The organism is uncultured Candidatus Kuenenia sp., assembly GCF_900696675.1.
In the GTDB taxonomy this organism is placed as follows: domain Bacteria; phylum Planctomycetota; class Brocadiia; order Brocadiales; family Brocadiaceae; genus Kuenenia; species Kuenenia stuttgartiensis_A.
In genome coordinates, this window is record NZ_CAADGZ010000127.1 from 1 (window position 1) to 9,627 (window position 9,627).

A 9,627-nucleotide genomic window follows, 5' to 3' on the forward strand; every position below is an offset into this window, starting at 1 on the left:
AACTTGGAATGTCCAATGTTGTTTTCGGCCAGTAATTAAAAGACTTCCAAAAGACATGTAGTCGCAGAATCAATGTTTATAAGTGTTTGCCAAATTTGACTTTAGTAATTTCTTTCCGGAACATGGGTTTTAATGAGGCAATAGACTCTTCTACAATTAACACAGTCAGTTTTATTGTAAGTAGTAATGGTGACGAAGTTAATGGTTCAGTGACTTATGACAGTAATACCTTTAAAGCTACATTTATACCATCGAACAACTTGTTATATTCCACTAATTATATGGCACGAATAACAACAGATGTAAAAGATATAGTAGGCAATGCTATAAACTCAGATTACACTTGGAATTTTTTCACAGAAGATGATACTACACCACCTAATGGTTCAATAAGTATTAACAATGGTGATACATATACTAATTCTACATCTGTCACAGTAAGTCTGGCTGCAAATGACAATATAGGTGTAGCAGGTTATTACATATCTGACAACCCAATAATTCCTTCCTCGACTATTCCAGACTGGATATCAATATATTCAACGACAAGTTTTGATTTTGATGTTTCTTATACTTTAAGCGATGGCGATGGTACCAATACAATATATGTCTGGTACAAGGACGATACAGGTAATATTTCAGATACGTACAGTGATTCTATCATACTCGATACAACGTCTCCCGAAATAAACATTATCAGCCCAACGACAAACGATACCTATTCAACCAATATAAGTGTAGTAAGTGTATGGGGCAATGCTTCTGATGCAACAAGTGGCATTTCAACAGTAAAATGGGAAAACAATAAGGGCGGAAGCGGCACGGCAAGCGGCACTACCAGTTGGAGTATTTCAAATATCGGTTTACTGGTGGATGTTGAAAATGTAATTACTGTTACTGCAAAAGACAATGCAGGGAATTCTGCATCGTATACGATTACTGTCACTTATTCAGAGTTAACAACATTGAAAGGCAAAATATTCGGCTATGTTATGGACGAACACAACACTTCCATTGAATCTGTAAAAGTAACATGTAAAGGTAAAAATACAGGGGTTAACGTGAAAGAATATACAAACAAAAAAGGATATTTTGAATTTAATAACCTCGATGCTGACACTTATAAAATTGTCGCAAAGACAAAAGGCTACTATAAATCGAAATATAACGTGAACCTTGATGCAGGTAAAGAAAAAGAGGTTGAGATTGTGTTGGAAGAAAAGTAATAAATAATATGAAATGTTTGAAAGATTACTAACAACAGAACATAGTGGAGTTAATATTTTTATCGTATTGTAAAGAAATTATTAATGGAGGAAATAATGGAAAATCGAACAGATCAAGAGTCTTGGTATGATGATGAAAGCACTTATGAAGAATGGGAATATCCACTCCATGAGTATGAACTCACCGCATCTCCAAACGATTTCAATGTTATTACTTTATTCAATTTCATTGAATCTGGGACTGTGAAGATTCCAGGGTTTCAACGAAATTATGTTTGGGACCTTAAGCGAGCATCAAAACTAATTGAGTCCATGATCATTGGTCTTCCTGTACCGCAAATCTTTTTGTATGAAGAATCGCGTAACAGGTTCTTGGTGATAGATGGGCAACAACGATTAATGTCAATTTACTATTTTATCAAGCAAAGATTTCCAAAAAAAGAAAAACGGACAGAGCTACGTCGGATATTCGATGAACATGGTAAAATTCCAGATGAAATACTTGAAAACGACCATTATTTTACAAAATTCAACCTGAATCTTCCGGAACAGCTTCCAAACCAGCGAAACAAGTTTAGTCGCCTCAATTATTCTACGCTCAGTGAATATCGGTCTGCATTTGATTTACGCCCAATCCGAAGCGTAATCGTAAAGCAGGTTTCTCCTAAAGATGACAATTCTGCAATTTATGAAATTTTCAATCGCTTAAACTCGGGTGGAATTAACCTAATGCCTCAAGAGATAAGAATGAGCCTGTATCACTCTATTTTTTACGACATGCTTTATCGCGTGAACATAAAAAAGGAATGGCGTCGTCTCACAGGAATTACTGAACCAGACCTTCATATGAAGGACATTGAATTTCTACTTCGTGGTTTTGCAATGCTAATTAATGGGGATAAATATAATCCATCAATGGTCAAATTCCTTAATGCTTTTTCGTTACACGCAAGGGATTATGAAAATGAAGGTGTAAAATATTTCGAGTCCCTTTTTGAATCGTTTCTTGAAAGTTGCATAAATCTGTCCAACGATGCATTTCAAAGTACCGTAAAACGTTTCAGTATCACATTGTTTGAGTCAATATTTGCTACAACATGCAAAGAGGCTTACGCCAACAAAAAGATGGTTGTAGGGAAGATTGACCCTGGCTCTGTCAGTCAAATGAAGACTGATAGTAAATTTTTAGCAGCAGCTGAAAAAACAACGACCAGCAAATCTAACCTTTTGACGCGACTGAAACGAGCAAGCGAAATTATTAAAATAATAGAGTAAACAATGGAGATAACTGTTATTGACCGCCTTTATAATGATAATCGTGAGTTGCTTGATTACCTTAAGAAGAACGGTGAAATATCTTTTCAAAGCAATGTCGACGATAATTTTCGAAAAACATTATTGTTATCTGCAGCAAGTTATTTTGAGGCTGTTCTAAAAGAAAGCTTAAGGAATTTTTTTCAGGAAAAAACAAATTATACAGAATTGGTCTTACGCTTCATTGAAAATAAAGCAATAGAGCGGCAGTATCATACATATTTTTCTTGGAAAGCAAATAATGCCAATAGTTTTTTTGGGCTGTTTGGTGATGAATTTAAAGATTTCATGCAAAAGGAAGTTCGCGCAGACAAACAACTGGAAAATGCTATTCAAGCATTTCTCAAATTAGGAAACTTTCGGAATGAACTTGTCCATCAGAATTTTGCGATTTTTCCTTTAGAAAATACTGCTGAAGAGATTTATGAATTATATAAACAAGCTTTGTTTTTTGTAAAAGTCTTTCCCAATAAACTGCAAGAATATTCCGAAAAGAAATCAGCTATTGAAGGGACTTGTTAAGGAAATTAAAAATGAAATTACATTGTCTATAATGCACACACTATTTTTGTCTATAAACTTTTATCCCAATTTGGAAAGGGCAATATTTATGAAAATCACATTATTTTATGCAATAGTATCAATTTGTTTATTTTTCAATGTTTCCACTGCAATATCTGATTACGATGCTAATCTAGAAATTTTAGAGGCAATAATTGATGAAGAAACAAGTGAAGGACGTGCAGTAGTTTCATTATATGATCCTGATGTAAACAGTAGTTCAAGTTCACAAAATCTCGTTAATATAACCATATCTGGTTGGGAAAGTACTACTTTGCGCTTAATTGAAACAGGAAATGATACAGGTTCTTTTTTAGGTACTATTGGAATGGGTGGTGCTAGCACTATAATAAATGCAAATATTGGTGCTGGAGTTGGCGATACAATTACCGTTACGTTTACAGATGATCCTGATGCTTCTGGGGGTATTTCTGTAGTCGAAGATACCGCAGAAGTTGTAGCAGGTTCATTATCAGCATCGCCAACGCCTTCCGTAACGCCAACACCTTCTACTGTTTCAACAGAAGTATCTGGCAAAATAACTTCTGATACAACATGGAAAAAAGAAAATAGCCCATATCTTGTGACCGGAAATATTCTTGTAAATGAAGGTATTACATTAACGATAGAGGAAGGGGTTACCATAAAACTTGAGGAAGGCAAAGCACTTCAAATTGAAGGACAAATAGTTGCAAGAGGGAAAGAAGGAAAAGAAATTATATTTACCACTAGCTCCAAAAAAGACGATGACTATTGGAATTATATTTACTTTAGTAATACCAGTATTGGCGCAACCTTTGATAGTAATGGAAATTACGAGGATGGGTCGATACTTGAATATTGCGTAATAGAAAATGCTAGTGGTTCTGACGATCTTGGCGATGGTGCTGTAATTATTGATGGAACTAATCCTTATATAAATCATTGTACAATTCAAAACAATTATGCTTCTGGTATTTATGCATATAATGTATCTGGTGTTTTTAAGATTACAGCTTGTGTAATAAATAATAATATCCCGTATGGAGCTGGAGGAGGAATTTATATTAGTGGCTCTATAGAACAAATGACTGTTACTATATCTGATTGCACTATAGAGGATAATAAAACATCATATGATGGTTCATGGGGGTTTGATGGCGGTGGAATCTATCTTTATAGTAATAATCAAGATGACATAATTTCCATTTACTATAATAAAATTAATAATAACAGTGCATTTTCTGGACGTGCAGACGGAGGAGGTATATATATTCCAGGAAATAATGGCGGGCACATAAGCATTTATAATAACACAATTAGCGGAAATGACGGTAGCGGTATATATATTCCAGGAAATAATGGCGGGCTCATAAGCATTTATAATAACACAATTAGCGGAAATGACAGTAATGGAATTTGTAGTTATGCTGAAACGACAATTTACAATAATATTTTAAATAATAATGAAAGTGGCTATGGTACTATTTTTATATCTAGTTCAAATAATAAAAGAAGTACTATTTCTAGCAATATGATATTTAATAATAATAGTGGTATTGTATCTTCGGGTAATACTGATATTACAAATAATATTATATGTGATAATAGCGTGTCTGGCACTTATGGAGAGGGTGGTGCAGCAGGAATAACTTGTAGCGATGGGGATTCATTTGAAATTTCTGTAAATCACATTATTAGAAATACGACTTCTAACTATTCAGTCGCAGCCGGTATTTATATTTCTGGGTCTAATGGTACTACTATAAAAAATAATACAATTACAGATAACAATTCAGAAGAGACTTCAGACAGTTATATAATTAACGTAAAGGATGATATTTCTTTAAACTACAATAACATTTTTAATAATACTGCTAAGTATGAGCTGTACAATGATAACAGTTATGGGTCAAATGATGTCAATGCCCAAAACAATTGGTGGGGAAGCACAAACATTTCTGATATAGAAAAACAGATATATGACTGGGCAGATGATAGTGATAAAGGATTTGTGGACTATGAGCCATTTGAAACAGACATTATTATAGATGCCCCTATATCCCCTCCTTCAGTCATTTCAGTTTCTGGCAGCAATAATTCGATTACACTGAATTGGACTTCAAACCCAGAATCTGATGTGGCAGGTTACAAAATATATTGGGGTACAAGCTCAGGTTATATTTATGAGAATTCGATAGATGCCGGAAATGTAACTAAATACACAATTACAGACCTTGATAATACCAAATATTATGTAGCCGTTACTGCTTATGATATTGATTATGACATTTCTAATGATACTGAAGATACGATAACTAATGAAAACATGACAAATGGTAATGAAAGTTGGTATTCAGCGGAAGAGGAAGTTTCCGTTACCGCAGAATCAACATCAACGCCAATACCAACATTAATTCAAACTCCAACACCAGTCATTGTGTCTACACTTACACCCACACCCATATCAACACCAAAAACTACACCAACTCCGCTAGTTATACCAACAAGTATACCAACACCAACAAAACTGGGCGCTCTATTTGGAAGTGTGGTTGACACAGATGGAAAACCAATTGCAAATGCAACAGTATCAACAGATACGGGAGGATATTCAACAAAAACGGGTTCTAATGGCATCTATCAATTGAACGATGTTGCGGAAGGGATCTATATATTGACTGCTTTAGCGGAAGGCTATGGGTCAGTATCACAAACGGTAACGGTAAAGGCAGGCGAAACAACTCAAGCCGATTTTACGCTATTACGTGCAGCAACAATCCCAACTCCTGTTTCTTCGCCTTCAGGCAACCCTATACCATCAACAACGCCCACACCAGTCACATCGAAAGGCAAAATATTCGGGTATGTCGCGGATGAAACAAATAGTCCTGTCAAAAAAGCAAAAGTAAGGTGTAAGGGTAAGAATTCAAATTACAAGGAAGTTGTCAAAACAAACAAAGAAGGGTATTTTGAATTGAATGATCTTGATGCTGATACTTACAAAATTACTGCCAAGAAAAAAGGCTATTACAAATCAATCTATAACGTAAATATAGAAACAGGAGAGGAAAAGGAGATTGAGATGTTGTTGGAGGAAAAGTGATTATTTTCAGTAACAAGGGGGTCGGTTAAGGGAATGGGGTTGCACCCTGATTAGTGTGTATGGTATTCATCATTGCTGTCAGATAATCACAGATCAAGGTGTGACCCATACAGATTCCGACATTTATAGAATAAGGATAAAAATGAATGTTAGCCAGGCAGAAGGAAGCGAACATGGCAAGAAAATGTCCAAAATGCGGATATGAAAGAAAGGCAACAGATTCCGCGCCGGAGTGGCAATGTCCGGCGTGTGGGGTGGCTTATGCAAAGGTTTCAAGTTCATCGCATTCTTCTACAGAATCCGTAAGCAATCATGCTGCTAAACGAAAAGAACCTGAAACCAGCTCTAGACGCCCCATAAGTCCACCAGTGAAGTTGTTGCTGGTCAGCTTTGTTTGTTTGGTTGTTGGGTTGTTGGATATTTCGCAGGGCGTGAACATATAAAATACGAATTGCGGCAAACGATGACGACCGCCGCCGAAGAAATGCAACGGAGCTTATTGACAGCATTTGGAGGTAATAGCAAACCATCGAACGACAGCCCTAGCGAAAAAGAATACAAGCCGGAGAGAAAGCGTCAAGCGCCTTTCTCCGTGTCATTGGTAAAAAAGGGCTTCATGGAACCAAATTACCGTGCTGGAATCCCGAGCGACGCAATTACCTTTACTGTGGCGTTCAAGAATCTAACAGGGAAGAACATTCGAGCCTTCGACGGCCAACTAACTTTTACTGATCTGCTTGATAATAAGGTTCTGGGCGCGTCTCTCGCGATCAATAATCCTGTTTCTGTGGATTCGGTTATGCAGTGGGATGGTCAGCTAGATTTTAATCAGTTCATTGATCGTCACCAGAGACTAAGATCGGCAGAGCAGGAAAATCTGAAGATCATATTCGAGGCCAAGAAGATCCTTTTTGCTGATGGTACGGTCGAAGAATATTGACTTGGCTAACAAACGCATCCAAGCCGACCGAAAAAAGCGCCGCTCCTATCGTCGCTCTGCTTTTTGCGTCTGCTGATGCTAGGCGTTGTACGAAGATAAGAATGATAATTAAGACAAAATAAACGATCAACAAGGAGGTTCATTTGCAAGTACACTCAAAATCAATTTTTGATGTATTCGACAGTAAACGTCGGTATCTTGTGCCCTTGTTTCAGAGGCAATATGTTTGGTCAAAAGAAGCGCAGTGGGAACCCCTTTGGGAAGATATAAAATCCAAAGCCTGTGCTAAATTAGAAAATCGTGACGTTGCTCCTCATTTTCTCGGTGCGTTAGTGCTTGATCAAATTCGCGGAACTTATGGAAATGCTGTTCCAGCACATATAATAATAGATGGTTAGCAAGGTAATATGGGTAATATAGGGACACTTCCCTTATTATTCCACCAGATCAAGCAAGAAATATGGGAAGTGTCCCTATTCTTCTCACAATAGTCTTTAAACATTGCGTAGACGACAAGGAGAAACATCGTGAAATAGGGACAGCGACTATTTATTGGTTTTCTTTGGTTTTCCCCATGGAAGAGCCCTTAACCTTCTTCCAAATAATGTTTCAATTTTTTTCATAAAACTATCATTGGGAGTTGTCAATAAATAAAGGTAGCAACTTTATGCTGATTTTACGTTCATTCACCCCTCAACGCATTAATCGATATGATACCTTTATTTATTGACACCGCCTTACCACACGGTCTTCCTGTCATCGAACACTCTTTATGTTCTCTATGGCTTGTTCTTCCTCTTTTTCCTTTAAATATTCCGACCAATCGTCTATCTCTTTTCCCAGATAACAATCTTGAGACAAGATAGGACTTGCCTCATTATTCACATGACTGCCCGCACTCGACCATTGGTATTTGTGTGGCTTTCTTACTATACCGACTCGAACAGGGTTAGTTTCCACATATCTCACTGCCGCATAAAGATGTCTTTCATCAATGATACAAGAGTAATATCTTCCCTGCCAGAGGTGTCCTTTCAATTTCCTTTTCTGATTGAAATACTGTGAGTACCTCATATGCAGTGTATTAAATGAGCGTGCAAGTGAATCCTCTTTCTCAGGTACACAAACAAAATGAACATGATTAGTCATAAGACAATATGCCCAAATCTTTAAGGTATATTTTGTACTGTATTCCTGTCGCCATTGAAGATATTGCCTGAAATTTGATTCATCTTCAAAAACAGGCTGTAGATAGTTTCCTCTTTGAGTTACATGATGTGGATAACCGGAGGCTACAATTCTTGCAATTCGTGGCATAATATAAACATTTAACATTTTATCTTGACTTGTCAATGATAAATAGTCGCTGTCCCTATTTTCTCTCTATTTTCTCCTGCCGCGTCAGCGCCGCCATGCTTCCTGCCGTCTGGTGAATGCTTTTGTTAGCTGAAATTTTCATTCATTTTCAACGTCTCGCAACAATGTTTGAGTTGCCTTTGCTACTATGGATCTTGGGTCGAGATGGTTCTTCAGGAGATGCTCGCGAGTCATTGCTCTCCATGATCCTTGACCAGGTCCAGAATATATAGCTCTTATTCTTCGGAGCACGTTAATTGCATCAAGTGCCCAATTACGGAAATCGTCAATATGCCACCAACCAACATTATCTGCATATGTAGGGACGTCTCGATGTATTTTTGCCTGTGTTGTTATCATTACTGTGTGGATTTCAGCATCATCATTCATTTCAATATTATCTCTGATCCATTTTGCGTGTGATGCAGCCTGTCGTACATGCTTAACAGGTACAGCATGGTCCGGTTTTGAGTCGCTTTTGTCTTCAGCTACCAAACATAAAGTACCATTTGAAATCCACCAAGGGTCAGGCGTAGCATGCCCGCTAGAATTCCCTGATTCGAACCCCAATAATTCTCCTAAAAGCCGGTGGGCTTCTTCGAAAACTCCACTGTTGTCTGAGTCAAGTCCTTCAAGTATTTTTTTAGCCATATTTTCGAAATTATGAGCTAAGGCAAAAGAACGACTATCAAACAACATTTCAATACGTTCTACATTTGTGTCCAATAAAATATCATCAGTATCGCGCTCTTCTTTTTTTTCTGTTTTTGAAGAAACCATGAGTGCGCGAAGCCATGTAACAGCAGGGAGACAAGCTGAAGCTCTTGTGTAAAGTTCCTCAGCTTTTGCTTGGTAAGCTTCATTGTCAAGTTGTCTATGTGTAAGTTGAGATGCGGCTCCTGCCAAATAATACCAGAAGCCCCTTAAACCTTTTAAGGCATCTCCCGCCAAAGCACTTGTTACCTGCTGGGCTAATTCAATACAACGTTCATAGTCTTGGTTCCATATTACATATGAATCCTAAATCCTGCAAACGATTTTCGCAATGCGAAAATCAGTATTTTCCACTACCAAGATTGGCAAAAAGCGATAACAGATATCCGTTTTTTAGCAATTGTGGTAGCGCTATTGTACTACTTTAAACA

Annotated in this window: 9 protein-coding genes; 7 read left to right on the forward strand and 2 right to left on the reverse strand. The window is 37.2% G+C overall.

The window, feature by feature from the left end:
* Nucleotides 1–122 precede the first annotated feature (122 nt).
* The 7 genes from QZT26_RS14490 (at nt 123) to QZT26_RS14520 (ending at nt 7,524) form a co-directional block, all read left to right on the forward strand.
* Nucleotides 123–1,226 (forward strand): carboxypeptidase regulatory-like domain-containing protein, encoded by a 1,104-nt coding sequence (locus QZT26_RS14490; protein WP_295103154.1) that lies wholly within the window; start codon nt 123–125, stop codon nt 1,224–1,226.
* A gap of 96 nt (nt 1,227–1,322) precedes the next feature.
* Nucleotides 1,323–2,501 (forward strand): DUF262 domain-containing protein, encoded by a 1,179-nt coding sequence (locus QZT26_RS14495; RefSeq protein WP_169704413.1) that lies wholly within the window; start codon nt 1,323–1,325, stop codon nt 2,499–2,501.
* Nucleotides 2,502–2,504: 3 nt separating this feature from the next.
* On the forward strand, nt 2,505–3,062 hold the full coding sequence (locus tag QZT26_RS14500) for a HEPN domain-containing protein (RefSeq protein WP_169704412.1): 558 nt from the start codon (nt 2,505–2,507) through the stop codon (nt 3,060–3,062).
* Nucleotides 3,046–6,186, forward strand: coding sequence for a carboxypeptidase regulatory-like domain-containing protein (locus tag QZT26_RS14505; protein ID WP_295103158.1), 3,141 nt, complete (start codon nt 3,046–3,048; stop codon nt 6,184–6,186). Before QZT26_RS14500 ends, QZT26_RS14505 begins: the two co-directional genes overlap by 17 nt.
* A gap of 146 nt (nt 6,187–6,332) precedes the next feature.
* Nucleotides 6,333–6,629 carry a hypothetical protein gene (locus QZT26_RS14510; protein ID WP_295103161.1) on the forward strand — a complete coding sequence of 99 codons (297 nt, stop codon included), beginning with the start codon at nt 6,333–6,335 and terminating at the stop codon, nt 6,627–6,629.
* A 20-nt stretch (nt 6,630–6,649) separates the two neighbouring features.
* Entirely contained in the window at nt 6,650–7,126 is a 477-nt protein-coding gene (locus QZT26_RS14515; protein WP_169704410.1) for a hypothetical protein, read from the forward strand.
* A gap of 143 nt (nt 7,127–7,269) precedes the next feature.
* Nucleotides 7,270–7,524 carry a DUF262 domain-containing protein gene (locus QZT26_RS14520; protein ID WP_169704409.1) on the forward strand — a complete coding sequence of 85 codons (255 nt, stop codon included), beginning with the start codon at nt 7,270–7,272 and terminating at the stop codon, nt 7,522–7,524.
* 358 nt (nt 7,525–7,882) lie between these two features.
* On the opposite strand, the gene QZT26_RS14525 is transcribed toward QZT26_RS14520, so the two are convergent.
* Both QZT26_RS14525 and QZT26_RS14530 read right to left on the reverse strand, forming a co-directional pair.
* Nucleotides 7,883–8,461 (reverse strand): transposase, encoded by a 579-nt coding sequence (locus QZT26_RS14525; RefSeq protein ID WP_295103167.1) that lies wholly within the window; start codon nt 8,459–8,461, stop codon nt 7,883–7,885.
* A gap of 120 nt (nt 8,462–8,581) precedes the next feature.
* Nucleotides 8,582–9,433 carry a hypothetical protein gene (locus tag QZT26_RS14530; RefSeq protein ID WP_295103169.1) on the reverse strand — a complete coding sequence of 284 codons (852 nt, stop codon included), beginning with the start codon at nt 9,431–9,433 and terminating at the stop codon, nt 8,582–8,584.
* Nucleotides 9,434–9,627 lie beyond the last annotated feature (194 nt).